The 24,657-nt window shown below is 64.6% G+C and carries 27 protein-coding genes and 2 tRNA genes; 6 read left to right on the forward strand and 23 right to left on the reverse strand.

Annotation, left to right across the window (positions count from 1 at the left end):
• Window positions 1–6: 6 nt before the first annotated feature.
• The 3 genes from AB7G19_RS38690 to AB7G19_RS38700 are packed head-to-tail and all read right to left on the reverse strand — an operon-like array spanning window position 7 to window position 2,677.
• On the reverse strand, window positions 7–1,275 hold the full coding sequence (locus tag AB7G19_RS38690) for a flavin monoamine oxidase family protein (RefSeq protein ID WP_135215754.1): 1,269 nt from the start codon (window positions 1,273–1,275) through the stop codon (window positions 7–9).
• Between the two features lie 9 nt (window positions 1,276–1,284).
• Window positions 1,285–1,995, reverse strand: coding sequence for a RibD family protein (locus tag AB7G19_RS38695; protein ID WP_085400920.1), 711 nt, complete (start codon window positions 1,993–1,995; stop codon window positions 1,285–1,287).
• A gap of 19 nt (window positions 1,996–2,014) precedes the next feature.
• Entirely contained in the window at window positions 2,015–2,677 is a 663-nt protein-coding gene (locus tag AB7G19_RS38700; protein ID WP_063985871.1) for an FABP family protein, read from the reverse strand.
• A 143-nt stretch (window positions 2,678–2,820) separates the two neighbouring features.
• Between AB7G19_RS38700 and AB7G19_RS38705 the strand changes: the two genes are divergently transcribed.
• The 3 genes from AB7G19_RS38705 (at window position 2,821) to AB7G19_RS38715 (ending at window position 6,862) form a co-directional block, all read left to right on the forward strand.
• Window positions 2,821–4,941, forward strand: a complete 2,121-nt coding sequence (locus AB7G19_RS38705; protein WP_441268786.1) for an ATP-binding protein — start codon at window positions 2,821–2,823, stop codon at window positions 4,939–4,941.
• Window positions 4,942–5,841: 900 nt separating this feature from the next.
• The gene (locus AB7G19_RS38710) at window positions 5,842–6,069 is read left to right on the forward strand and encodes a DUF3551 domain-containing protein (RefSeq protein WP_084795314.1); all 228 of its coding nucleotides are present in this window, start codon (window positions 5,842–5,844) and stop codon (window positions 6,067–6,069) included.
• A 409-nt stretch (window positions 6,070–6,478) separates the two neighbouring features.
• Window positions 6,479–6,862 (forward strand): PLDc N-terminal domain-containing protein, encoded by a 384-nt coding sequence (locus tag AB7G19_RS38715; protein WP_028147401.1) that lies wholly within the window; start codon window positions 6,479–6,481, stop codon window positions 6,860–6,862.
• Between the two features lie 561 nt (window positions 6,863–7,423).
• Here the strand turns inward: AB7G19_RS38715 and AB7G19_RS38720 are convergent.
• The 11 genes from AB7G19_RS38720 to AB7G19_RS38770 form a co-directional block, all read right to left on the reverse strand.
• Window positions 7,424–7,921 carry a hypothetical protein gene (locus tag AB7G19_RS38720; RefSeq protein WP_244623282.1) on the reverse strand — a complete coding sequence of 166 codons (498 nt, stop codon included), beginning with the start codon at window positions 7,919–7,921 and terminating at the stop codon, window positions 7,424–7,426.
• Between the two features lie 108 nt (window positions 7,922–8,029).
• Window positions 8,030–8,185 carry a hypothetical protein gene (locus tag AB7G19_RS38725; RefSeq protein ID WP_155794856.1) on the reverse strand — a complete coding sequence of 52 codons (156 nt, stop codon included), beginning with the start codon at window positions 8,183–8,185 and terminating at the stop codon, window positions 8,030–8,032.
• A 105-nt stretch (window positions 8,186–8,290) separates the two neighbouring features.
• Window positions 8,291–8,366, reverse strand: a tRNA-Phe gene (locus tag AB7G19_RS38730).
• 184 nt (window positions 8,367–8,550) lie between these two features.
• Entirely contained in the window at window positions 8,551–8,733 is a 183-nt protein-coding gene (gene yacG / locus AB7G19_RS38735; RefSeq protein ID WP_028151429.1) for a DNA gyrase inhibitor YacG, read from the reverse strand.
• 145 nt (window positions 8,734–8,878) lie between these two features.
• Complete coding sequence (locus AB7G19_RS38740; protein ID WP_085400916.1) at window positions 8,879–9,508, reverse strand: Maf-like protein; 630 nt, start codon at window positions 9,506–9,508, stop codon at window positions 8,879–8,881.
• A gap of 146 nt (window positions 9,509–9,654) precedes the next feature.
• Window positions 9,655–10,122, reverse strand: coding sequence for an arsenate-mycothiol transferase ArsC (locus AB7G19_RS38745; RefSeq protein WP_085400915.1), 468 nt, complete (start codon window positions 10,120–10,122; stop codon window positions 9,655–9,657).
• Window positions 10,123–10,254: 132 nt separating this feature from the next.
• Complete coding sequence (locus AB7G19_RS38750) at window positions 10,255–10,752, reverse strand: UPF0262 family protein (RefSeq protein WP_071909262.1); 498 nt, start codon at window positions 10,750–10,752, stop codon at window positions 10,255–10,257.
• On the reverse strand, window positions 10,749–12,044 hold the full coding sequence (hisD, locus tag AB7G19_RS38755; protein ID WP_085400914.1) for a histidinol dehydrogenase: 1,296 nt from the start codon (window positions 12,042–12,044) through the stop codon (window positions 10,749–10,751). The genes AB7G19_RS38750 and hisD overlap by 4 nt, the downstream gene beginning before the upstream one ends.
• A gap of 145 nt (window positions 12,045–12,189) precedes the next feature.
• Window positions 12,190–12,639, reverse strand: a complete 450-nt coding sequence (locus tag AB7G19_RS38760; protein ID WP_063986739.1) for a DUF2948 family protein — start codon at window positions 12,637–12,639, stop codon at window positions 12,190–12,192.
• Between the two features lie 81 nt (window positions 12,640–12,720).
• Entirely contained in the window at window positions 12,721–13,380 is a 660-nt protein-coding gene (locus AB7G19_RS38765; RefSeq protein WP_085400977.1) for an NAD(P)H-binding protein, read from the reverse strand.
• 26 nt (window positions 13,381–13,406) lie between these two features.
• Window positions 13,407–14,345 (reverse strand): SDR family oxidoreductase, encoded by a 939-nt coding sequence (locus AB7G19_RS38770; RefSeq protein ID WP_085400913.1) that lies wholly within the window; start codon window positions 14,343–14,345, stop codon window positions 13,407–13,409.
• A gap of 84 nt (window positions 14,346–14,429) precedes the next feature.
• Here AB7G19_RS38770 and AB7G19_RS38775 point away from each other — a divergent pair, with 84 nt between their 5' ends.
• On the forward strand, window positions 14,430–15,083 hold the full coding sequence (locus AB7G19_RS38775; RefSeq protein WP_085400912.1) for a TetR/AcrR family transcriptional regulator: 654 nt from the start codon (window positions 14,430–14,432) through the stop codon (window positions 15,081–15,083).
• Between the two features lie 222 nt (window positions 15,084–15,305).
• Here AB7G19_RS38775 and AB7G19_RS38780 read toward each other — a convergent pair whose 3' ends face one another.
• From AB7G19_RS38780 to AB7G19_RS38800, 5 genes are all read right to left on the reverse strand, one after another.
• Window positions 15,306–16,130, reverse strand: coding sequence for an alpha/beta fold hydrolase (locus AB7G19_RS38780; protein ID WP_085400911.1), 825 nt, complete (start codon window positions 16,128–16,130; stop codon window positions 15,306–15,308).
• 114 nt (window positions 16,131–16,244) lie between these two features.
• Window positions 16,245–16,754, reverse strand: coding sequence for a hypothetical protein (locus AB7G19_RS38785; RefSeq protein WP_085400910.1), 510 nt, complete (start codon window positions 16,752–16,754; stop codon window positions 16,245–16,247).
• A 251-nt stretch (window positions 16,755–17,005) separates the two neighbouring features.
• The gene (locus AB7G19_RS38790) at window positions 17,006–17,314 is read right to left on the reverse strand and encodes an EthD family reductase (protein ID WP_063985878.1); all 309 of its coding nucleotides are present in this window, start codon (window positions 17,312–17,314) and stop codon (window positions 17,006–17,008) included.
• A 126-nt stretch (window positions 17,315–17,440) separates the two neighbouring features.
• Entirely contained in the window at window positions 17,441–19,147 is a 1,707-nt protein-coding gene (locus AB7G19_RS38795) for an FAD-dependent oxidoreductase (protein ID WP_085400907.1), read from the reverse strand.
• A gap of 40 nt (window positions 19,148–19,187) precedes the next feature.
• Complete coding sequence (locus tag AB7G19_RS38800; protein WP_028159142.1) at window positions 19,188–19,376, reverse strand: hypothetical protein; 189 nt, start codon at window positions 19,374–19,376, stop codon at window positions 19,188–19,190.
• A gap of 317 nt (window positions 19,377–19,693) precedes the next feature.
• On the opposite strand from AB7G19_RS38800, the gene AB7G19_RS38805 reads away from it, so the two are divergent.
• Window positions 19,694–19,768 (forward strand) — tRNA-Thr (locus tag AB7G19_RS38805).
• A gap of 100 nt (window positions 19,769–19,868) precedes the next feature.
• Here the strand turns inward: AB7G19_RS38805 and AB7G19_RS38810 are convergent.
• The gene (locus tag AB7G19_RS38810) at window positions 19,869–20,888 is read right to left on the reverse strand and encodes an outer membrane protein (RefSeq protein WP_245344060.1); all 1,020 of its coding nucleotides are present in this window, start codon (window positions 20,886–20,888) and stop codon (window positions 19,869–19,871) included.
• Between the two features lie 1,102 nt (window positions 20,889–21,990).
• On the opposite strand from AB7G19_RS38810, the gene AB7G19_RS38815 reads away from it, so the two are divergent.
• Window positions 21,991–22,482 carry a septal ring lytic transglycosylase RlpA family protein gene (locus AB7G19_RS38815; protein ID WP_094184040.1) on the forward strand — a complete coding sequence of 164 codons (492 nt, stop codon included), beginning with the start codon at window positions 21,991–21,993 and terminating at the stop codon, window positions 22,480–22,482.
• 96 nt (window positions 22,483–22,578) lie between these two features.
• Here AB7G19_RS38815 and AB7G19_RS38820 read toward each other — a convergent pair whose 3' ends face one another.
• The 3 genes from AB7G19_RS38820 to AB7G19_RS38830 all read right to left on the reverse strand — a co-directional run bounded on the left by AB7G19_RS38820 (window position 22,579) and on the right by AB7G19_RS38830 (window position 24,402).
• The gene (locus tag AB7G19_RS38820) at window positions 22,579–23,067 is read right to left on the reverse strand and encodes a cyclic nucleotide-binding domain-containing protein (RefSeq protein ID WP_071909253.1); all 489 of its coding nucleotides are present in this window, start codon (window positions 23,065–23,067) and stop codon (window positions 22,579–22,581) included.
• A gap of 196 nt (window positions 23,068–23,263) precedes the next feature.
• Window positions 23,264–23,902, reverse strand: a complete 639-nt coding sequence (locus tag AB7G19_RS38825) for a ferric reductase-like transmembrane domain-containing protein (protein WP_085400905.1) — start codon at window positions 23,900–23,902, stop codon at window positions 23,264–23,266.
• Between the two features lie 11 nt (window positions 23,903–23,913).
• Entirely contained in the window at window positions 23,914–24,402 is a 489-nt protein-coding gene (locus AB7G19_RS38830) for a Twin-arginine translocation pathway signal (protein WP_085400903.1), read from the reverse strand.
• Window positions 24,403–24,657 lie beyond the last annotated feature (255 nt).

Consider the following 24,657-nt stretch of genomic DNA (forward strand, 5'->3'; position numbering starts at 1 on the left):
CTTTTTTCATCCCCGCAAAATCATCTCTGCGGTCTCCAGCCCGCTCGCCAGCGCCGCCTCGACTGTCCCCATGTCGCGGCCGCGATAGAGCGCTTCGCCGGAGAACAGTACCGGACCGTCGGCGCGCGCAAGGATCGCCTGGGCCTCGCGCGTCCGCGGCGTCGCCCAGGAATAGGCGCCGCGGGCGAAGGGATCGTGCAGCCAGTTGGTCGCCGCAGCCGCCACGAGATCGCGCGCGATGTCGTCGCGCGACACGCCGAAGATGACCGCAAGCGAATCGACCCCGGCATCGATCAGCCCTTGCCGATCGAGCTTCGCAAGCTCGGCCGTGCGCGGCCCGCCGAACCAGCCGGTGAGCACGGGATGCTGGTCCGGATGCCGCGTCCACCACACCGGAATCGACTGGTCCGAGAGCAGGAAGGTCATGTCCGCGAGGTCTTCGTTTCGCTCGCGCCACCACGGCCGCGCGAACCGCAGCAGGATTTTTATCACGCTGCCGAAGCCGATATCGTCAGCTGCCGCAGCCTTCGCGCGTGCGGGCTCCGGAAGCGCGATCTCGCGCAACAACGGCAGCGGGACGGTGAGGATCGCGCGATCACAGCCATGCACGTCGCCGCCGGCACAGCGGACGGCCAGCGCGCCGCCCGTCTCCTCGATCGCCGACACCGCGCGGCCGAAGCGAAACGTCACGCCAAGCCCGCGGCACTCGCTCGCCAGAAAATCGATCAGCGCGCCGTAGCCGCCGACGATGCGCGCTTGGGTGTGATGCCCGCCGTCCATCCATTCCTCGCGCAGCGCCAGCGTCGAGGCGCGCTCGGGGTCGGCGGCGTCGTAGCCCTCGACCATGCGCTCGATCGAATGGCGCAGCCGGTCATACCTAGGCCCGGCGAAGTGGCCGCGGAGGAAATCGGCAACCGTGAGATCATCCTTCAACGCCCCTAGCGCGGCGTACAGCTCTGCCTCGTGCGGATCGTGACGGTCTTCGTGGGAGAGCCTCGTGCCGTCAAAGCTCCACTGGGTGCCTTCGATCTCCTGCAGCGACAGCCCCGCCTCGCGCACAAGCTTGCGCGTGACCGGCGCCTCGCCATGGACGAATTCCGCGCCGCCATCGGCGGGGTAGCCGAACTCCGACGCCGGCAGCGGATCGATGCGCCCGCCGCAGCGCTCGCGCGCCTCCAGGATCGTGACCGTCCTGCCCACGCGTGCCAGCTCGCGCGCCGCCATCAGCCCGGCCGCGCCGGCACCGACGATGACGATGTGCTCCAATTGTCCCATGCCGATGCCTTACTTGGGCATCGCTTGCGGGTCGTTCTTGATCAGATACCGCAGCAGCAGAACGCCACTGCCGAGGTCGCGCGTGCTCTCCAGCGTCATCGCGGCGAGCGGCGCGCGCTTGTCGCTGTCCGCGTCCGTCGAATCGAACACGAAGGGTGCGCCCCTGGCGCCATCGATCGCGGGGCTGAGGATCAGGTTGAATTCGTCGATGAGACCGGCGCGCAGGAAGGCCCCATTGGCGACGCCGCCGCCCTCGACCAGCAAGCGCTTCACGCCGAGCTCGCGATTGAGGATGTCCAGCGTCAGCGCCAGGTCGATCTCGGACTTGCCGGCGAAGATGTAGGACACACCCTCGCCGCGCAGCCCGGCCAGATGCGAATCCGGCACGCCCTCGGTCAGCACCACGACGATCGGGTCACCGCCAATGTCTGACCGGCCCCAGCCGATCTTGCCCTGCGCGTCGAGCACGACGCCATAGGTTTTCGCATCGCGCCGCGCGAACCAGCTTTGGCGGGGAAATGTCTCGCCCGCCGTTGCGGGATAGGGCTTGCCCTTGGCGAACTCGGAGCCGGTGACGCGGCCGATCACCCAGGCGTCGCCGCCGAGTTCGTCATGGATCTTCTCGAACCAGTCTGTGCCCGCCCCCTTCGGCCGCCAGCGGCTGGGATGCGTGCGGCCGTCCAGGCTGGAATGCATCAGGCAAATGACGTAGGGCTTCATGCAATTCTCCGGGTACGCTTCAGGCCGCTGATCCATCGCGCCCGGCGCGATCCTTCACGATCACCGCCAGCGGATTGAGCTTGGGCGGCGCGACGAGCTTCAGCGTGTTGCTGTCGTGATGATTGAACGGCGCGCCGCGCACGAACAACTCGGTCTGGATCAGATAGCTCCAGCTTCCGTCATCGTTGAAGGTGATGTCGCAGCGATAGGAATCGGTGCGGAAGGCCTGTTCCAGGAAATCGGTCGAGCAGATTCCGTAAGCCGTGTCGCCGCGCTTCGCCGTGACCGATATCTTCCTGTCATCCGGCCCGGCCTTGCCCGAGGCGAGCAAGACCTGTCCGCGCGGAATCGCGAGCGTCTGCATGATCAGCCCGGTCGCGGGCTCCCACAGCCAATAGCCGACCTGGTCGTGGAAGGTGATGTCTTCCTCGGGCGTGTTGATGTGGATGTGATAGCGCAGCCCGTAAAACAGCTGCGGCCCGTTGGCCTGCGGGTCGATCGGGTCCATGCGGATGCGCTCGATGAAGGTCCGCCGCTCCGGCCCCTCCGCCTTCGGATTGATGTCGATGCCCTTGTCCGCCTGCCAGCTCCCTGCGAGACGGCGGAGCGGGCCGAGATTGGCAAGGCCGTCGGGCGAAACGTCCTCGGGCTCGGTGAAGATGTCGGCGGGAATGGGGAGCATGGGAACCTCGCGTCAAGTTGCGGGGAGCAGCAATAGCACAAGGACGGCGGGAATCGACTGGAATGGAACCAGAGCGCGCGCCGGGTGTTATCTGCGCTTGAGCACGAGCCCTCGAAAGCCGGCTCGAATGGGCAAGGACGCCCGTGTCACGCGTAGCGGGGGATCCGGTGCTGTCTGAGAAGGCTGCTCGGCGGTCGATTGAATTGGGCTTCCTCGCTGACGGAGGCAAGCTGGGCGCGATGATGAGCGCCCGCGACTGGTCGGATTCACCGCTCGGTCATCCCCGCGATTGGTCTCAGGCGCTGAAAACGACGGTCAGCATGCTGCTGGCCGCGCAAGCCCAGATCGTCCTGTTCTGGGGGCCCGACTTCGTCGCGCTCTACAATGACGCCTACGCCCCGGGCATCGGCGCCAATCATCCCCGCGCCCTCGGTCGCCCCGCGATCGAAAACTGGGGCGAGCTGTGGGACGATCTCGAACCGCTGCTATCAGGCGTGCGCCGAACCAGAAAGACATTCGCCGCCAAGGATCGACCGTTCTACGTCGAGCGCCACGGCTACGGCGAAACCAGCTACTGGGACGTCTCCTACTCGGCCGTGCGGGACGATGACGGCTCGGTCGGCGGAGTGCTTTGCATCGTGTCCGAGACGACGGAGCGCGTGCTGGGCGAGACGCGGCTGCGGGCGAGCGAAGCGCGATACAGGGAGCTGACCACGACCCTCGAGCAGCGCGTCGCCGAACGCACCGCCGAGCGTCATTTGCTGGCGACGATCGTGGAAACCACCGACGGACAGATCCAGGCGCTCGATCTCGATTATCGCTGGCTGGCGATCAACACGTCCTGCGCCGATGCCTATCAGCGCATCTACGGCAAGCGGCCGCAGATCGGCGATTCCCTGCAGCAGTTCCTGGCCGACCGGCCCGAGCATCTCGCGGCGGCAACCGCGATCTGGAGCCGGGCGCTGGCCGGCGAAGCCTTCACCAACATCGATGAGTTCGGCGATCCCCGGTTCGACCGCCGCGTCTACGAGATGAAGTTCGAGGCGCTCCGCGCTCCGGACGGCACGCGGATCGGCGCGTTCCTGACCGGGGTCGACGTGACGGATCGCCTGGAGGAGCAGGCGCGGCTCGCGCAGGCCGAGGAAGCGCTCCGCCAGGCCCAGAAGATGGAGGCCATGGGCCAGCTCACGGGCGGCGTCGCGCACGACTTCAACAATCTGCTCACGCCGATCGTCGGCCTGCTCGACCTGTTTCAGCGCAAGGGCATCGGCGGCGAGCGCGAGCATCGCCTCATCGCCGGCGCAGCACAGGCGGCCGAGCGCGCCAAGACGCTGGTTCAGCGCCTGCTCGCTTTCGCGCGCCGGCAACCGCTTCAGGCCATTCCCGTCAACATTGGTCTCCTCGTTGCCGAGATGGGCGACCTGATCTCGAGCACGACCGGGCCGCAGATCCAGGTGACGGTGGACACGCCGGAAGACCTTCCCGCGGCCATGGCCGATCCCAACCAGATCGAGATGGCGATCCTGAACCTCAGCGTGAACGCCAGGGATGCCATGCCCGGCGGCGGCAAGCTGCGCATCTCGGCGAAGGCCCGGACGATTGGAGACTCTCACAATTCGGAATTGGCACCGGGCGCCTATGTCTGCATCTCCGTCGCCGATACCGGCATCGGCATGGACGAGTTCACACTGGCCCACGCCGTCGAACCGTTCTTCTCGACCAAGGGCGTCGGGCGAGGCACCGGTCTTGGCCTCTCGATGGTCCACGGCCTTGCGTCACAGCTCGGCGGCGCGCTGACGATCAGGAGCGCCATGGGGGCTGGGACGACGGTCGAGCTGTGGCTGCCGGTCAGCCACGCCGTCGCGAGCGCCATTGATGCCGTCCCGCAATCAAAACTGCGGCCACAGCCCGTCGGCACGGCTCTGCTGGTGGATGACGAACCGCTGGTGCGCATGAGCACCGCCGAGATGCTGGGCGAGCTCGGCTACAACGTCGTCGAAGCCGCCTCGGCGGAGGACGCGCTTCAGCGCGTCAGGGAAGGCCTGCGGCCGAACCTGCTCGTCACCGACCATTTGATGCCCGGCATGAGCGGAACAGACCTCGGCCTCGCGCTGCGCAATCAATATCCCGAGCTCCAGATCCTCGTCGTGTCAGGCTACGCCAACAACGAGGGCATCACGCCGGACCTGTCGCTGCTGACGAAGCCGTTCCGAAGCGATGAGCTGGCGGCGAGCCGGGCGGGCTTGGCGAAGGCGGGGCGGTAGGCGACGCAAGCGGGCGAGCAGCTCGCATGAGCGAAAGCGACATGCCGGTGCGATGATGTGTATCCGCGATCACGCCGTGATTATCGATGCGCGGGCGACTGTACCCCAGTCCGATCGGAGGAGCCTGGCCTAGCCGACGAACCTCCTCAACCCCAGCCGCATCTACTTCAACGCCAGACTCTGGGCGTGAACTGAGAAGACCGAGGTGGAGGCCCGCCGGTTCACGCTGGCGGGCTCGCTACGTTCTGAGAGCGTCAACCGCGTGGGCGACGAGAACGCCGATGCTGAGTACGATCAGGCAAATAATCGCCGCTTGAAATAACATCGGAGTAAATCCCGTGGGCCAGGGTCGGCTTTTATAAGCCCTCACATTCCGCCAGCATTTGGCCACCCAGAAGGCGCTTCGGTGTCCGCCTCGTTACAAGTATGCAAGGTTCATTGGCCTTGCGCGACGACGTCTCACTCCTTCAAAGCGGTGCGAGAATCTACCAGACGATCAGCAGCACAACGATTACTGACATGGCGTAGATAGTCCTGCGGCCGATCCGGTTCATTCAAGAACCTCATATTCAAACGCCACGCCCTCGGGATCGTTCTCCCCGAACCATGTCTCTGCGGCTCCATCTGGCGCGACATCGGCGCCCGCCTGCCGCAGGCGGCGCAGATGAAACGGGGCTCGATATCCGAAAGCCGTACGTCATCCGGCCAGCGGTCCGCATTCAAGGACACGCAATGGCAATTGTTACGTTTACCTACAAGCGGTTCCGAGCCTGAATAGCATGAGCGCTTTTCGCGCCAGGTAGCATCAATAAACGCCCCAGCGTCTGGCAAGGGCTTTTACTGGCGGTATTCCCCTCGCGCCGCCAGTATATTCACCTCCATCCATCCACGGAGATCGATATGCATCGTGTCGCTCCGATGCTGACGTTACTCACTGCCGCTGTATTCCTTGCTTTTTTGGAGCCAGTCCGAGCTGCCGAGGCGGATCGATACTGCCTGCGAGGTCGCAATTGGGGCTTTCCGGGCAATTGTCAGTTCGCCACCCGCTCGCAATGCCTGGCTGCTGCTTCTGGCACGAACGCATATTGCGGCATCAACCCGCGCTATGCCGCTCCGCGGCGGCGCTAATCACCGCTCGGAGCTATTCGGCGGCACGGCATGGCAGAAGCAGTCAATCAAGGGAAGGCCCCCGATGCGAAAGCTTGCACTGTTCGTCATCCTGCTCTCGTTCGCAGGAATGGTCCCTTCCAGCGAATCATTTGCTCAGAGTGCGCTTCGAGGTGCCGTCATCGGTGGTGCTGTTGGTGGTCGCCGCGGCGCTGCCATAGGGGCGACGGCCGGAGCCATCGCGGGCGCCCACCGGCGACATCAACATTGGCATCGATATTATTGGAGGAACGGCAACTGCTGGTACCGCTCGACCAGCGGAAGGTCGCACCGCGTGTCGCATCGGTACTGCCGTTGAGCCTTCGCGTAGCGGGCCGTGCGACTGGCCTACAGGAAAGATCGAGAACGGCAACTCAATAAGGGGATCGCAATGTTCTTCGCTCAGGAAGGATTCACATATCGAAATTTTCTGATGGATATAATTGCTGTATTCGCATTTGTCGTTTGGTTCTGGCTGCTCATTGTCATCTATGGCGACCTGTTCAGGCGCCACGACATTTCCGGATGGGGTAAGGCACTGTGGGTGCTTGCACTTGTTCTGACCTCCTACCTCGGCATCTTTGCTTACCTCATCACCCAAGGCAGGGGGATGGCGGAACGCAGCGCTGAGCAGGCTCAGCGGGCGCGCGAGGAATTACGGCACATCGTCGGCTTTAGTGTCGCCGACGAGCTTTCCAAGCTCGATCAGCTCAAAAAATCGGGATCTATAACCGATACCGAGTACGGGCGCCTTCGCACCAAGCTGGTCTCCTAACCATCGGTGAGGGAAGCGGGGAGGCCCATGATGTTCGCAAAGCCTTTTGGCACCGTTGGAGCTCTTATTGCTGGCTTTGCAATTGCGTGGACTGAAAGCGCGCATGCGGAAATATTCATAACAACCGCCACCATATCGCAGGGCGAGTTGGTCATCGTCGGAAGAGTAAGACGGCCCCGCGAGTCCAGCGTGGAAATCAAGATCAGTCCGAGCAAAACCGTGAAAGTCGAGAGCACTTCGACCGGAGGATTTCGGTGGATTGGACCGGAGTTTCCATCGACTTGTATCGTAAAGATCACGTCCGGACCGGATACGAGAGACGTGGTGATACAGAATTGCGGCCTCCCCGGGCCAGCGGGTCCTCCAGGGCCGGCCGGACCTGCGGGCCCGATCGGACCGCCCGGGCCCAAAGGGAATTAGAAGGCAGACTTCGTCTTGCGGGTTTGCAGGTTGCCCACCGGATCGCTCTCGCATCAACCATCGAGGTGCGCGGGCGACTGTGCCCAGTCCGATCGGAGGAGGCTGGCCTAGCCGACGAGCCTCCTCAACCCCCAGCCGCCCCTACTTCAACGCCAGGCTGCTGCAATACGCCGAGGTCTCGCCCGATCGCCAGCCGGTGACCCGTCCGGCTTCCTTGCACTCGTCGTAAGTCTTGAAGTTGCCGACGTTCCGGCACGTGAAGGAGTACACGCCGCCCGAAGCGTTGCAGCCGACCCAGGGCTGATTTCCCGTCTTGAAGCTCGATTGGCAACCGCCGGCACAGCTGCTCGTTTCGCGTTCGAGCTTGGCGAGCCTCGCGGCATCCGACATCGGCGCCGCCACGGCCGTCGATGTGGCTGGCGATGTCCGATACCCGGTGCTGCGGATGGCCACGTGATGCGTTGGCTTGTGCGGCCTCGCCACCTGTCTCGGCGCGTCGACCGTGATGCTGGGAAGCTGAGTCTCGGTGGGCGTCGGTTGAGACATTGCCGTGCCGCTCAGGCCGCACAGCAACAGTGCAATCGATGGGAATGTGACAGCGGGACGCGCAACGAAGCGTGACGACAACGTCATGGCCATGTCCTTCCAGATGCGGAGGGACAGTCCATTCCATCCCCCGAGACGAGGATATCACGCGCCGATTGAAGTTGCATCGCCGAACCCTGCAACTTGATTCGGCCGCTCTCGTCATCCGCCCGTGGTGATCAACCACTGGAAGAACGTCATCAGAACGGCGACCGCGATGGCGACGACGATGAGGTTTGGCTCCTGGAGCGGGCGGAAATCATCGTTGCATTCCGCCTTGAAGCGGGCGCAGCCATGAATGAGCATCGTCAGCAGCACCGCGCCCGCTAAACCAAAGTTCGCGCTCAGCCACGGTGGCGTTCCTGGAATAGGCCGGAGAAATTGGCGTCAGCGGATGCCGGAGAACGAGGGCAAACACCAGGATGGTGCCCAGGGGCGGAATCGAACCACCGACACTGCGATTTTCAGTCGCATGCTCTACCAACTGAGCTACCTGGGCGTGCTCCAAAGAGGGGCCAAGGCCCATCGAGCGGGCGGTTTATAGTGGGCTCGGAGCGGCATGTCCACCCGGCTTCGCCAAGTGGCTTCGCCGGGCGCGGCCCGGCTGTGCACAAGGTGGGGCGGGCTTGCTGCGGCTGGTGCGCGGCGAATCGGAAGTCGAAATAAACATCTGATATTATTGGCTATTCTTCGCCATCCGCCTCGTCATCGCGGCCGGGGATGACGTAGGAGCCTTTCAGCCAGCGGTTCAGGTCGACGTCGCGGCAGCGCGAGGAGCAGAACGGGCGGGTGGCTTCCGACTGCGGCTTGCCGCAGATCGGGCAGGTTTTGAGCGGGCCGGCGGGCTTTTTGACGTGGTCGTCCATGATGTCGGCAGCTTACTCGGGGTGAAGGCGTTCAAGAGCCTGTCGGTAAAGCGGTTCCTCGGGCGGTCGCGCAGGCGTCGCGGGCCGGGTCAAGCGGGCCCATTCTACTGTGCATGGGGTTGTTTTCGAGATTTTTGTCGGCGCGCTAGATGGCCGTGGCGTTGAGCCAGCCGAAGCGGATCGGAAAACCTTCGCCGCCGAGCAGCGTCGTGGTCTCGTAGAGCGGCAGGCCGACGACGTTGCTGTAGGACCCGACCATCTTGACCACGAAGGAGCCGGCGATGCCCTGCACGGCGTAACCGCCGGCTTTGCCGCGCCATTCGCCGGAGCCGATATAGGCTTGGATGTCGTCCTCGGAGAGGCGCTTGAAGCGGACGCGGGTCTCGACCAGGCGCTGGCGGAAGGCCTCGCGCGGCGTCACCAGGCAGATCGCGGTGTAGACGCGGTGGTTGCGGCCCGACAGCAGCCGCAGGCACTGCGCCGCCTCGTCCACCAGATTGGCCTTGGGCAGGATGCGGCGGCCGACCGCCACAACCGTGTCGGCGGCGAGGATGAAGGCGCCGCGCAGCTCGTCGTCGAGCTGCACCGATTTCAGCGCCGCATCGGCCTTGGCCCTTGCGAGACGGTTGGCGCAGGCGCGCGGCAGCTCGCCCCGCTTCGGCGTCTCGTCGACGTCGGCCGGCCGGAGCGCGTCCGGCTCGATGCCGGCCTGGTTGAGCAGCGACAGGCGCCGCGGCGAACCGGAGGCAAGTACGAATTTGGGGCGGCCGAGCATCAGGTGATTTGGGGGATGAAGCAGGGGATGAATTGCGCGCGGAACCTATCGGAAGGGGGCTGATTTCACAACCCGGGAACCCGGACTTTACTGATTCGAGGCGTCCAACATGCGTGTGCCCTCGGTCTGTGACGCGGGTGTTACGGCTAACCGCTCGCCGCGCCGACCTTCGCAAAACGCCTGCGGATGCGCATCAGGAGCTGGTCGCAGACCTCGCGGTAGGCGGCGAGCTTCTGGTCGCGGGTGCCTTCGATGGTGGTGGGATCCTGCGTCGGCCAGTATTCGACGTCGGCGGCGAGCGTGCGGGTCAGCTCCAGCGCCTTGTGGTGCGCTTCGGGCGAGAGCGTGATGATGAGGTCGAAATTCAGCCCCTCCCAATCCTCCAGCTCCTCGAAGGTCTGCGGCTTGTGGGTGGAGATGTCCTGCCCCAGCTCGTCCATCACGGCGACCACGAAGGGATCGAGCTCGCCTTTCCTGGCGCCGGCCGACTTCACGTAGAGGCCCTGCGGAAACATGTGCCGGAGCAGGCTCTCGGCCATCGGCGAGCGCACGCTGTTCATCGCGCAGGCGAACAGCACCGATTGCGGATCGCGTGCGCGTGGCGGACCCGCCATCGCGCCTAGCCTCTTTTGAAAGAGGGCATGGCCTTGTCGGAAAACCGCTGCACATTTTTCCGGGCCATTAAGCCGTTTGTCTCGCGCATGATCTGGTCCGAAAACCGGTGCCCACTTTTCGGGATCATGCGCCTAACCCTTCCAGTGCAGGACGGTGATGAGCGTGAACAGCCGGCGCGAGGTCTCGAAGTCGACCCGCACCTTGCCCTTCAGCCGCTCCTGGAGCGTGCGCGATCCCTCGTCATGGATGCCGCGGCGGCCCATGTCGATGGCCTCGATCTTGTCCGGCGTAGCTGTCCGGATCGCCTGATAGTAGCTGTCGCAGATCATGAAATAGTCCTTCACGATCCGCCGGAACGGCGTCAGCGACAACAGATGCGCGACCACGGGCGTGCCTTCCTCGCGGCGAATGTCGAACATCAGCCGGCTGCCGGTGATGCCGATATGCAGCGTGAACGGCCCCTTCCCGTCGGCGCCATCGGGCGCGAACAAATTCTGCTCGATCAGATCGTAGATCGCGATCGCGCGCTCGTGCTCGATGTCCGGCCCGGAACGGCCGATCGAGTCCTCGTCGAGGGTGACCGCGACGATGCGATTGGTCGAGTCGTCCTGTTCGGGCGGCTGGGTCATGACAGATTGAGGCGCAATCCAATCGAGCGCGAATGAGCGTCCAGCCCCTCCGCTTGTCCGAGCGTCATCGCGGCAGGTCCGAGCGCACGCAGCTGGTCCGGACCGCATTTCAGGATTGAGGTGCGCTTCATGAAGTCGGCAACTCCGAGGCCTGAGGAGAACCGCGCCGAGCGCGCCGTCGGCAGCACGTGGTTGGAGCCGCCGACATAGTCGCCGATCGCCTCCGGCGTATGCGCCCCGAGGAACACCGCGCCGGCGTTGCGGATCTTTCCGGCAAGCGCGTCGGGATCATCAGTCATGATCTCGAGATGCTCGGCCGCGATCGCATCCGCGAGCGGAATGGCGTCGGCAAGATTCTTGACCATGATGATGGCGCCGAAATCGGCCCACGACGTGCCGGCGATCGCGGCGCGCGGCAATGTCTTCAGTTGCGCTTCGACGGCCTTTTCGACATCCGCGGCGAGACGCGCGGAATCCGTGATCAGGATCGATTGCGCGCTGGCATCATGCTCGGCCTGCGCCAGCAGATCAGCGGCGATCCAGTCGGCATTGCCGGTGTCGTCGGCAATCACCAGCACCTCGGAGGGTCCCGCGATCATATCGATACCGACCTTGCCGAACACCAGGCGCTTTGCGGCGGCGACATAGGCGTTGCCGGGGCCGACGATCTTGGCCACCGGCGCGATCGTGGCGGTACCGTGCGCGAGCGCCGCCACGGCCTGCGCGCCGCCGACCCGGTAGATCTCGCTGACGCCGCCAAGCGAAGCGGCCGCCAGCACCAGCGGGTTGAGCTTGCCGTCCGGTGACGGCACCACCATGACGAGGCGCGCGACGCCGGCGACCTTCGCGGGGACCGCGTTCATTAGCACCGAGGACGGATAGGCCGCGGTGCCGCCGGGCACATAGAGGCCCGCGGATTCGATCGCGGTATAGCGCCAGCCGAGCTCGACACCGAGCGGATCGGTGAAGCGCTCGTCCTTCGGAAGCTGGCGGCGGTGATAGGTCTCGATGCGGTCGCGCGCGAGCTTGAGCGCATCCAGTGTCGCGGCATCGCAGGCCTTGACGGCCGTCTCGATTTCGGCGGCGGTGACGCGCAGGCCGGATGCATCCAGCTTCAGCCGGTCGAACTTTGCCGTGGCCTCGAGCAGGGCCGCATCGCCCCGCCGGGCGACGTCGTCGACGATGGTGCGCACGACGGCCTCGACGTCGGCCGAGACCTCGCGCTTGGCGGCGAGGAAGGCCGCGAATCGCTGGTCAAAATCGGCGCTGCTGCGGTCGAGACGAACGGGCATTTTTGGCTTGGCTTCCGGCTGGTCTTTGGGGCGGATTGGCTCACCCGACCCCCTGCTCAATGGCGCGGCGGGGAAGCTGCGTCAACCCTCGGGAGATGCCGTTCCGGCAGCGGCCCGACCTGGCTTGACTGGTATACCGGCCAGCTCACCCCTCCTCCTCGAGGCCCAGTCCGGCCCCGAGCGCGTCCGCCCCCAGATCGGTCAACTCGCATTCCAGACATTCGACGTCGAGGCGGATGGCGCCGCCATGGGCGAACAGCAGCAGGGCGCTGCCGCCGGGCTCCTCGTCGCGGCCGTCCTGGGAGTGAAACTCGATGCCGACGAGGTCCAGAACCTCGTCCGGCGCGCCGAGGTCGATGTTGCGCGACTTGCAGGCGAGCACGCGGTCGAAGCGGAGCGCGGCGACCAGCCGGCGGGGTTCGGCCTCGCCGTCCAGTGACTGCTCCCAGTCCAGCCGGCTCATCCCGACCACCAGCCGCTTCTCGCTTTGCCGCCAGATGATGTCGGCGGCCTGGACGCGGGCGTCCTGCACATGGGTCGAGATCACGGCGAGATCGTCGGCGTCGAGCGCGATCAGTTTGAGCTGGGGCGACATCGCCGGCATTTCTCCTCGGGGGCCGATAAGGCTCAACGCGCGCGGACGCGGAAATTTCCGTGAAACTAACGGGCCAGCCGGCTAGAGGCTATTGATATCCTCCATCTCCAGCACCTTCCGCGGATACCCCTCCCGGGCGACACGAATCATGGCGCGGCCCATCTGCTCGGTCGAGGTGACGAGCCGCGGCGAGATCCGGCGCAGCGCCGACCAGAGCGGCCCGGTTGTGGCATACACGGCCTGCACCCAGGCGGTCTTCGAGCGGGCGCCGTGCAGGGGCTGGATCGCGCCTGGACGGAACATGTAGGCGCCCCGGAACGGCAGCTTGAGCAGATCGTTTTCGGTCTTGCCCTTGATCCGCGCCCACATCCGCGATCCCTGCTCGGTGGAATCGGTGCCGGCGCCGGTGACGTAGACGAACGTCATCTGCGGATTGAGCTTCGCGAGCGTCGTCGCCGCCGCGAGCGTGAGATCGTAGGTGAGATGGCGATAGCGATCCTCGCTCATGCCGATCGAGGAGACGCCGAGGCAGAAGAAGCAGGCATCGAAGCCCGTGAGCTGCGCTTCGATCGCCGAGTAGTCGGTGAAATCGCCGTGCGTGATTTCGGTGAGCTTGGCATTGCGGACGCCGGTCGGGCTGCGGCCGACCACGAGCACGCGGTCGATGCCGGTGTCGATCAGGCATTCGCGCAATACGCCCTGCCCGACCATGCCGGTCGCGCCGAAGATGATGACTTGCATCGTGACGTCCCCAACCGGCCCGTGGCTCATGCGGCGACCGCGATCTCGTCGAAGGATACACCGGTCAACGTCGCCGAGACATCCCACAGCATGGCGGCCGCGGCGAAATCCTTCGCCTGCGGCATGATCTTCGCCGGCGCGGGCGGCCCCTTCAATTCGTAGAACCAGTTCGGACCGTAATAGCCACCGGGCTCTGCAGCCGGAGAGGTTGCCGCGAACAGCGTGGGCAGCGCGCCTTCGGCTGCGGAGTGGCTTATGAAAGGCTGGAGCCAACGGCTCACACGCCACTGGAAGCTGTTGGCGCCCGGCCCGTTCGGAATGAGATCGGTCCGCGCGTAGCCGGGATGGGCAGCAAGGCTCGTCAGGCCCCAGCCGGCGGCGAGGCTGCGGCGCTGCAGCTCCAGCGAAAACATCAGCATCGCCAGCTTGGACTGGCAATAGGCACGCCAGGGACGATAGGAACGCTTGCCTTGCAGATCGTCGAAATTGATCGCGCCGGAGCGGTGCGCGAGGCTCGACAGATTGACGATGCGAGGCGCTTTCGCGCGGCGAAGCTGCGGCAACAGCTGTGCTGTCAGCGCGTAATGGCCGAGATAGTTGGTGCCGAGCTGCATCTCGAAACCATCCTCTGTCTGCTGCCGCTTCGGCAGCGCCATCACGCCGGCATTGTTGATGAGGAGATCGAGCTGCTCATTGCTGGCGGCAAAGCGCCTGGTAAAATCGGCGACGGAGGCGAGACTGGCGAGATCGAGATGCTCGTAGGCGATCAATGCGTTGGGAAACCGCTCGCAAATGCCCTCGATCGCCCGCAGGCCCTTTGCGTCGTTGCGTCCGGTGAGTATGACAATGGCACCGGCGCCCGCCAGCGCCATCGCCGTCTCGTAGCCGAGGCCGCCCGTCGCCCCGGTCACGACGGCGGTCTTGCCGCTGAGGGAGGGGATGTCTGCCGTGCTCCAGTCGGTCATGCCGTATCTCCGTTCGGGGCTGGAATGAGGCCCGCGACCGGTCTAAATGTGCACTGAGTGCAAGTTTGCAAGAGGTGAAATAATTTGAAGGCTTCAAAGCCCGGCGGGAAATCGGTCAGGACAGGCGCCAAGCCATTGCCGGCAGGAGCAAAATCCCCTGACGGCCCCGGCCTGCGCCAGCGTAAATTGCAAGAGACCCGCGAGCGGCTGACCCGTGCGGCGATGGCGCTGTTCCTGGAGCGCGGCTTCGAGGCCACGACCATCGACGACATCGCGACCGCGGCCGACGTGTCACGCCGCAGCTTCTTCCACTACTTCGCGTCGAAGGAGGACGTGGTCGCCGCCTGGCAGGAGGGCGCAGCAAGCGCGCTGGTCGCAGAGGTCGTGGCGCGGCCAGCGGGCGAAACCATGCTGACGGCGGCGGAGAATGCGATCGCGGCGGCGGTCAGGCGGATCGACCCGGCGGAAGCGGCGGCGATGTCGCGGCTCAAGCGCGACAATCCCGCGCTGCAGGCGCGCGACCAGCTCAAATACGAGAAGCTCGAGCGCGCACTGGCCGAAGGGCTTTCGCAGCGTGCCAAAACCAAATCGGACAGGCTCAAGGCACGGCTCGTCGCCATGATCGCCACCGGCGCGATGCGCGTCGGCGGCGAAAGCTGGATCGGCGAAGGTGTGCGCGAGAAGCCGGAGGTTTTCGTGAAGCGCACGTTCGATGCGATCAGGGCGATCTTGAAGTGACGCTCTTCCCCTCTCCCCTTGTGGGAGAGGGTGGATCAATCGCGCTTCGCGCGATTGAGACGGGTGAGGGGTTGTCTCCGCGCGTGAACTCTTGCAGTTCGACTCGTTGAAGCAGACCCCTTATCCGGCGTCATAGCCGATGCAGAGCATCGGCGTTCTTAAGAACGGCGGCCGAAGGCCGCCTATGCCACCTTCTCCCACAAGGGGAGAAGGAAGACTCCCTCACCCCTTGAAGAACGCGAGCAGGTCCGCGTTGATGGTTTCGGCGTGCGTGGTCGGCATGCCGTGCGGGAAGCCCTTGTAGGTCTTGAGCGTGCCGTTCTTCAGCAGCTTGGCCGACAGCGGGCCGGAATCGGCGTAGGGAACGATCTGGTCGTCGTCGCCGTGCATCACCAGCACGGGCACGCTGATCTTCTTCAGGTCCTCGGTGAAATCGGTCTGCGAGAACGCGACGATGCCATCGTAATGCGCCTTCGCGCCGCCCATCATGCCCTGGCGCCACCAGTTCTGGATCACCGCTTCCGACGGCTTTGCGCCGGGACGGTTGTAGCCGTAGAAAGGACCGGAAGCGACGTCGCGGTAGAAGCCGGTGCGGCTGGCGGCGAGCTGCTTCTGGAGATCGTCGAACACGCTCTTCGGCAGGCCGCCGGGATTGGCCGCCGTCTGCACCATCAGCGGCGGCACCGCGGAGAGGATCGCAGCCTTCGCCACCCGGCTCTCGCCGTGACGCGCGATGTAGTGCACGACCTCGCCGCCGCCGGTGGAGTGGCCGACATGGATGGCGTTCTTGAGGTCGAGATGCGCGGTCACCGCCGCGAGATCGTCGGCATAGTGATCCATGTCGTGGCCGTCGGCGACCTGCGAGGAGCGGCCGTGGCCGCGGCGGTCATGGGCGATGACGCGGTAGCCGTGATTGGCGAAGAATATCATCTGCGTGTCCCAGTCGTCGGCCGACAGCGGCCAGCCATGGCTGAACACGATCGGCTGGCCCGAGCCCCAATCCTTGAAAAAGATCTCGACGCCGTCCTTGGTGGTGATGGTGGGCATGAATGGCTCCTTCAGTGAAAATCAATCCGGGGCTCGCAAAACGCGAGCCGGCGATCCGGAGATGGTCGGGCGATGTCACGAGGTCGATGCCGCGCACCGACCGTGAACGTGCGATCAGGCAAACGTCATCGGCTTGTAGCGGCGCCAGGCGCCGATGGTCAGCACCACGAAGAACACCAGCACGATGCCCTGCACCACGGCGAACACGGGGCCTCCCGGCGGATTCGGCGGCACGGCAGGCGCGAGCGCGGCGAGCGCCGGCACCTTCAGGAACGACTGGATCACCAGCACGAAGACGTTGAAATAGAGCGAGATCATCGCGGTCACGATGTAGACGGGACGCCAGACCCCTTTGAGCTTCATTCCGTAGAGCGCGAGGCAGGCGATCGCGAGCAGCACCAGCGAGATGCCGGCGATGATGTACGAGGGCAGCAGCTCCTTGAACGGAAACAGGAAGCCGGTGACGCTGGTGAGGATCGTGAACAGCAGGAAGATCGCGGTGAGGCCCGGCATCGGCTTCGACCCGAGCAGGCCGAACATCACGACCAGGCCGGCGACGATGCCGATCAGGCTGATGATGACATGGACCAACGTGAAGGCGGGCAGGCTCAATCCAAGCATCATCTCACTCTCTCCGTTTGGAAGCTTTGGATGGTATTACGGCCCTCATTGAATGGCTACATGCGCGATGTCACAGGCTCGTGCGGAGCCATGCGCCGTCGTGCGAATCGACAAACGCATGACTGAATTTTTTGCACCGCTGTCACAAACGAGAGCAGTTTGTAGCCCGGATGGGGCGAAGCTAAATCCGGGCTACGAGCTTGCAGGTCTTCGACGAAAGTTGAATCGAATTTGGCGAGACGCTTCGCGCGCGCTCAGACTTCCTTGGTGTCGAAGATCAGCAGATCGGCGCCGCCGCTGGCGAATTTCGGCACGTCGCCCGCGGCCGCCTTGCCAGCTTCGCTGCCGAAGGCCTTCTGGATGTCGCCCACGCTGTCGAAGCTGAGAATGGCGACGAGGTGGACGCCCGATGGTCCGGCGGGCGAGCCGACTGCGCCCGTACTGACGGCGTATTTCTTCAGGCCGGGAAGTTTCTTCGCGAGCGGAATGTGGGTCTCGGCATAATGCTTGTCGAAGGCGGCGGCGTCCTTGGGCGTCTTGTAGAGCACGACGAGTTCGGCCATTTAGTCCTCCCTTGTGAATCTTTTGTTCTTCCACGCGCGATTGGCCTCGCGACGGGGCGATAGTCCGTGGGACACGGCAAGATGGCAAGTGAGATTCCGCTTGCCGTCTGCTTGTCTTGTCCTTGACTAAAGCGCCGGTTTTGCGGCGTCGCCGAGATAGCCGTGCAGGGAGGCCACGACCTGCGCGCCTTCGCCAATGGCGCCGCCGACGCGCTTGACCGAGCCGGAGCGGACGTCGCCGACCGCGTAGACGCCGGGCACCGAGGTCTCCAGTGGGGCCACCAGCTTGCCCTGGTTCAGCTCGGACTGCGCGCCCGTCACGACGAAGCCGCCGCGATCGAGCGTGACGCCGCAGCCGTCGAGCCAGCTGGTGGCGGGATCGGCACCGACGAACAAAAAGAGATTCTTGATGTCGGCGGAGTCTTCATCGCTCGACAGCCGGCTCTTCCAGCGGATGCGCCGCAGCAGCGAAGCCTCGTCGCCCTCGAGCGCGGTGATCTCGGTGTTGAACATCAATTCGATGTTGGGTGTCGCTTCGATGCGCTCGATGAGATAGCGCGACATGCTGGCCCCAAGCCCGCCGCCGCGGATGATCATCAGCACCTTCTTGGCGTGTCCCGACAGGAACACGGCCGCCTGGCCCGCCGAATTGCCGGCGCCGACCAGGGCCACCTCCTCGCCGGCGCAGAGCCGCGCCTCGACCGGAGAGGCCCAATACCAGACGCCGCGGCCCTCGAACTTGTCGAGGTTCTCGATCTCGGGGCGGCGATAACGCGCGCCGCTCGCAACCACGACTGCGCGCGAACGCAAGGGATCGCTGCCGTCGAGCGTCACCGCAAAGGCGCCGTCCCGGCGCGTGCAGTCGAGCGACTTCACCGTGACGGGGATCATGATGTCGGCGCCGAACTTCTGCGCCTGGTTGAACGCGCGCGCGGTCAGGGCCTGGCCGGAAATGCCGGTCGGAAAGCCCAGATAGTTTTCGATGCGCGCGCTGGCGCCGGCCTGGCCGCCGAAGGCGCGGGTGTCGAGCACGGCGACCGAAAGCCCTTCGGAGGCGGCATACACCGCGGTCGCCAGCCCCGCGGGTCCGCAGCCGACGATCGCGACATCGTAGATGCGGTCGTTGCGGGGGCCGCCGATCATGCCGATCGCGCGCGCAACCTCGGTTTCGCTGGGGTTGCGCAGCACCTCGCCGCTCGCCGCGACGACCAGCGGCCAGTCTTCCGGCTTCGGCGAATAGCGCGCGATCACCTCGGCGGCGTCGCGGTCACGCTCGGGATCGAGCAGATGATGCGGCTGGCCGTTGCGGGTGAGGAAGCCCTGCAAGCGCACCACGCCGGCCGAATACGAGGGACCGATCAGCACCACACCGCCGACGCCGGCCTGAAGCAGATTGACCCGGCGCAGGATCAGCGCGCGCATGATGCGCTCGCCGAGCTCGGCCTCGGCGACCAGCAGCGCGCGCAGGCGGGGCGGCGGCAGCAGCAGCGTCTCGACCTCGCCTTCGGCGCGGCCGTCGACCAGCGCCGGCCGGCCCGAGAGCTGGCTGAGCTCGGCCAGAAATTGCCCCGGCCCCTGGTCGATCAGCGGCGTGACATTGCCGAGCCCGTCGCGCTGGGTGATGGCGACGTGGCCCTTCAGCACGACGAACATGCCCGGTCCGGGCTTGCCGGTCTCGAATAGGAATTCGCCGTCAGCGTAGGTGCGGACCTCGCCGAAATTCCGCATGCGCTCGATCTCGGCCGATGTCAGCGCCGGAAAGGTCTGCTCAGGGCGCGTGAACCGCGACATCTGCGCGTCACCATCGTCTCGTTGCTGCTCGTCCTGCCCCATTGCCACGTCCATGCACTCCAAAAAATCTAATCGCCAGACTTCAATCGCCGGTCTTGCCGGCGGTCCCCTCATCTAGGGAAGCATCGTCGTTCTGCGAGGGGTCGGTGATTGCGGCGCGTTCGCGCGCCTGCACTTTCCGTCGCTTCAGGTTTTCGCGCAGCGCCGATTTCAGCCGGTCGTCCCGCGCCCCCCTCGCCTGTCTCGTGCTCTTGTCGTTCTCGTCAGCCATTAGCGGTCCATACCAGCGATCCGCGATAACATGCCCGGAGAATGCGGCAGCTCAAGAGGCCCCTCACGAACTGTTCGTGCGAAATCCAAAATGGGCCGAATGCCATGCCGCGGCCAACTGGCCAGTTGGCCGGGGATATCGGAACCGAAATCGGCGGAAAGTCGGTACTTTCACCTGAAAACGGGCATTTTGGCCCCGATATCGACCCGATTTTCTCGTTTTGGCGGAGCTAGCAAGCTTGCACAGGAGGGGGGCTTGTGGCAGATATCGGCCCGCTTGGTAGGCCCCCTTGGCGGCCGATTCTCATCCCAGCACATGCTGCCGTAGCTCAGTGGTAGAGCACTCCATTGGTAATGGAGAGGTCGACAGTTCAATCCTGTCTGGCAGCACCAGTTTCCTCAGAAAATCGCCTTCTTCCGTTGCCCGGTTGCCTCCTGGGAGGGGCCGGACGTGTCGTCCGCCCCCTCCGATTCTCGCAGTGATCGAGCTCAGCTAGAAGCCGAAGCCGATGCCGCCGGCTGCGAGATGGTGCGATGTGCCGCCGAAGCTGGCCGTCCACGGGCTGGTCGCAGCATGAGCGGGATTCACGGTGGAGCCGAAAACCTGATTCACATCGCCGACGTACAGATAGCGGTACTCGCCGAACAGGTAAGCGCCGCTGTTGCCGAGGGCGAAGCGCGCACCGGCCTTGGCCTGTGCCGCAAAGGTCCAGGCTGAGGAGTCCGGACGCGCGTTGAAGTGGTTGATGCCAGGCTCGGCCGGGTCGGTCTGTGTGGACGTGGCGCCGTTGATGGAGACGTTCGCGGCCCCGATCCCGCCACCGATATAGGGCGTGATGCCTTGATAGGGCGTGTTGAAACCGACAACCATGTTCGCCAGCAGCACCGTGGTGCGCGTCGGGAAAGTCGTGTCGAAGGAGTGCTCTGCAAATCGGTCTGTGGGGGTCACCAACGTCGCACGCGGCTGGTTACCTGCCAGATAGAAACCTTCGATCTCCAAAGCGGGCCGCAGATACGTACCATACGACCATTCATAACCGAGATGCGCGCCACCGAACCCGACGCCGCCGCTGCTGGTCCGCCCTGTGGCGTCGACAGCCAAGGGGCCCCCGACGGCCTCAACGAAAAAGACGGTGCCGAGCTGGCTGACGTCAGTGCCGCCGCGACTGCCGCCGCCACCGAACACACCGACATAGGCACCGCCGGTGCGCGCCGGCACGACTGCGGGTCCCTTGTTGTACATCGCATAAGCCTGCGCGGGCGGTGCTACCGCAACCGTCTCCCTCGCGGCGTCGCGTCCGGCTGGCTTGGCTGCCGGTGCAGTCGCCTCTCGCGGAGTGACCGTGCGCCGCTCCTGTTTGGCCTCCTTCAATTCGGCGCGCAGCTCGGAGATGGTCTGCTGCTGCGCTTTCAGCATGCGAAACAGTTCGGCGTTGGAGGGAACGTCCTCGGCATGGGCGGCGCTCGCCGTCATCAATCCCGCGGCCACGATGAAACATTTACGCGCTGTCATTTGATACCCCGCCCCTCGGTTGCAAATCATCGCTGACACTATGGAACCTGGTCAGGCCATCGCAAAGATATCGCGTCCGCGGATGCGACCGTTTGAGGCACCTAAGCTGGCGATTACGAACGCATGTGGATTTTGAGCGACACGCACCCCGCGTCTCGATCAATCCCATCGGGCAAAACGATTCTCAATTCACGCATGAAGCGGCATTCTCGCGGCATGAAACGCCCGAGTTTTGCTCTCCTCTTTCGCTCTCTTCCGTGAAGAGGGCGCAGGGAAGGCCGGGTGCCGGCTGGCACCCATGATCCGCTGCGCCAGGAATTTGCACACGCAAATGCGCAGGCGGGAAACAGGTGGGCCGGAAAAACACCCGGCCTTCCCTGCGCGATGGTCTGACGGCTTATGCGCGCTCTCCCCGGAGCCGAGTTCCTTCTGGCCTCCGTCACCTCGCGAATTGGCGATGCCTCGAAACCCGGTAGAGCCCCGATCCATCTCCGCAAGGCTTGACCGTAGCAACGACGGTCAGGACCACGCGTTTTCGCCGTACGCAGCGATCCAGCTCCGCCCAAGGGCTTCGCCGGACACAGGCGCCGTCCGTCCCGCACGCAGTCAAGGCCCTCACGAGGTTCATCTCGCCCTGGTCCCGCATTCGCGTGCCCGGCACTGCCGCGTCCACCGCACCCCGGCCCACGTTCGTGACGACGTACGATCGCCCCTCTTCTCGGGCCGGGATGGCGGAGAGAATGCCGCAATTCCGAATTTCGGTAAAGTGGAATATTTTTACTGAAGAGGATTGACGGGTTTGTGCGAGCGGCGGGTGTTTTGCCCGACGCATCAATTAGCGCGAGCGTGTCGGCTTTTGGCGACATCGCATTTGTCACTCGCCGCAGGTTCCATCAGGTCATGCTGCTGACGCATTCTCTGTCTTAGTCGGGGACAACCTAAAACACTGCGTGCGGACCGCTCTGGTTCGCACATCGGTTCCGTAGCCAGGGGTTGGCTCGAATCCGCAAAGCACTGGTGCAAGTTCGTGAACGCTTCCGCGTTCGCTTGACCATGTTTGCGGTGTCGGAACCGGACGATCGAAAAAATCACAGGAGTTATAATGCTGTTCCGCTCGAGCGCCGCAATTTGCGGCGCCCTGGTTGCGCTTGCCGTTTCTGTTCCCGTTGATCGAAGTGAAGCGTGTGAAGTTCACTCAAGCGCCGTCGTCGATGCCGCCTCCGGGGAGGCGATCGTTGGCGCCGCATCCATGTACAATCCATTCAAGCCCGGCAAGGAAGAGGGCGGTCCGAACACAGCCTCCGGCGAGCGCTATGATCCCTCTGTCTGGGCGGCTGCCATCAAGACGAATTTGCGCGGGAAATTTGGTGGGGTCCAATTTGGCGCGAGGCCGAAATATGCGCTCGTCGAGGCCGTCGGCAAGAAGGTCATCGTCAAGATAAATGACGTGGGGCCATTAAGGCCTGGCCGCATCATCGACCTCAACGAGCGGACGATGCGCCATTTCGATCCAAGCCTGGAACTCGGAGTCATTGTTGGCGTAAGGGTGATCCCACTTTCAGGGGACGATTGGATCCCGGGACCGGTGGGCTGAACGTCCCACGCGAAGTGGCGTGGCCCGGATGGAGCGCGAGCGTAATCCGGGACCGTCAGCCGCGGAGCGAACTTGCGGCGGCGCAGAGAAGCACAGTCATCTCGCGGGGGTTTCGTCTTCGTCCGCCTGGTGTCCGGTGAGGCGATCGTCGGCACGGCGCAGCCGCCGGCATAGCTCTCGATTGACGTTCTGCAGGACGATCACATAGGCGTGGATATCGGCCTTGTAGCAAGCGTAGAGCTTTTGCGCCGTCAGCTCGTACAGCACCGTCGGACTCTCCGCGACCACCGTGGCGGAGCGATTCTGCATTTCAATCAGCGTCATTTCACCGAAGAAATCGCCAGCCTCCAGAACGGAAATCGGGATGACGTTCCCCGAGTTCGCCCGCTTGCTCACCGCCAGCCGGCCGGACTTGACGATGAACAGCGAGCGTCCCGGCTCGCTTTCCGCCACGACGGTCGCGCCGGCATCAAAGCGGCACTCGACCAGCATCGAAATCAGCAGGTCGAGGCTCGGGTCCGGAAGACCGCCGAAGAACGGCGTCGCGAGCAGGAACGTTTTCAGCTCGGGGGCACTGACAACCATCGCGCTAGGATACGCCCCGTCGCTATCTGCGACAAGCGGAGCGGAGATCGGCGCTGACGACGCCGAACGTGTTTGAACAAGGCGGTCAGCAAAAGTTTCGTAGGATGGTAGAGCGCTTGCGAAACCCATCATGCTTCCGCGCGGACAAAGTGCGATGGGTTTCGCTTCGCTCTACTACGCGCTACGCGCGGCCATGTCACCGCGGCGCAGTGCTCTCGCCGCGCAAGGTCCTTCGCTTTCGCCACACCTGCAGGTCGATCATGACTTTTACGGTTGCCGCGAGGACGAGCGCGCAGAGTGCCGCCTTAGAGATCGTCTCCATCGTCCCCTCGATTAGCAGGCAATGGACCACGCTGCCTGCGACGATGACGATCGCCAGCGGCATGTGAATGAAGCGCCAGGTTCGTGGTCGCAGTCCCAATCGCCGGCGCAGGGCGGCCAAAAGCGCGACCGCGAAGATGGCCCACATCGCGGTCACGCCAAAGGGAGAGAACGGCGTCGGCGATGAGAAAGTCAGCGCGTCGATCATGTCGGGCGGGCTGGTGATCCAGAGGCCAACGACATGGATCACGATCGCTGCGACCAGCGCGCCGCCAATCCAGTGATGTGCGCGCCGTCCGCGATAGGCCGGAAATCCCGGCAGATATCCGCCGATCAGCAGGGGCTGAACGAGCACGAGGCCGAGGGCAACAATCCCCGCAAACCCGGCCAGGATGTAAAGCGAACCGCGCCATGCGAGCTGCTCGCTTCCCGCTGCCGCGGCGATCGGCACGCCAATTGCCAAAGCAAGGGCGACCCAGATCAGGATCACCCGGGCCAGTCTCCACCCCTTCATTCGCAACCCGGTCAGCCCGGCTGCAGGACGAAGTGCGCTTCCAGGCTCGTCTCCTTCGCGCTCCGCATCACCGGCCGCAGAAAGACGGTCTTGAACTCGCCGCTGTCATAGGCGAGGTGACCGTGCGGCTGGCCGAAGATCGGAATGATCTGCGGCATCTCGAGCCGGAACTTGCCGTCCTTGTCGGTGAGCGTGGCGCCATGACTCTGCGGCTCCTGCTCCTGCCCTTCGGTCGTGTGCGCCCAGATCTGGATGCGCTGCCCGGCGAGCGGCGCCCCGTCGCCTGCGCGGCGTACGGTGCCGCTCATCCAGAAGCCGCCCTTGCCGATCCGGTCCACGATCGCCGCGCCCTTCCGGTAATTGTTCGCGCCACCCGACATCGACTCGGTCGGTGCGAGGCCTTCGGCACGGGCCGGCAACAGGAGCCCGGACACCCCGGCCGCCAGGACCGAGCCGCCGGCGGCGAGGAGATAGCGTCGGTTGAGTACGACCATGGTCATGTCAGTTCCTCCTCGCGACCCCAGCAGTTGTTTCACCAAGGGTACAACAACAGGCGCAAAACGCCCAGTTGAGACAAAGGGCGCCATGGGTCGCAATAACAGGGTTGTGAACGGAGGTGCCGGCCACTCAAACAGCCGCGAACGAACGCCATTCTCGCGGCATGAAACGCCCGAGTTCGGTTTTGGTCCTTCCCGCTCGTCCGTGAAGAGGGTGCAGGGAAGACTTGGTGCCGGCTGGCACCCATGGCCCGCTGT

The organism is Bradyrhizobium sp. 215_C5_N1_1 (assembly GCF_052075935.1).
Taxonomy (GTDB): Bacteria; Pseudomonadota; Alphaproteobacteria; order Rhizobiales; family Xanthobacteraceae; genus Bradyrhizobium; species Bradyrhizobium barranii.